The 256-nt window shown below is 56.6% G+C and carries 1 protein-coding gene; it reads left to right on the top strand.

The genetic code is table 11. From position 1 onward, the window contains the following. A partial coding sequence (locus ACTHS4_RS12170; RefSeq protein WP_440366018.1) for a S49 family peptidase occupies positions 1 to 256 on the top strand: 256 nt, incomplete at both ends.

Below are 256 nucleotides of genomic sequence, written 5' to 3' on the forward strand. Positions count from 1 at the left end.
CGGCATATACCGGCCTGTCCGTGCAGGTTGTGCTGGATACCGAGGCTGCAGTGTACAGCGGTCAGGAGGCCATTGATGCCGGACTGGCTGATGAACTTGTTAACAGCACCGATGCGATCACCGTCATGCGTGATGCACTGGATGCACGTAAATCCCGTCTCTCAGGAGGGCGAATGACCAAAGAGACTCAATCAACAACTGTTTCAGCCACTGCTTCGCAGGCTGACGTTACTGACGTGGTGCCAGCGACGGAGGG

Source organism: Neisseria sp. P0014.S009, assembly GCF_051958155.1.
Taxonomy (GTDB): Bacteria; Pseudomonadota; Gammaproteobacteria; order Burkholderiales; family Neisseriaceae; genus Neisseria; species Neisseria flavescens_C.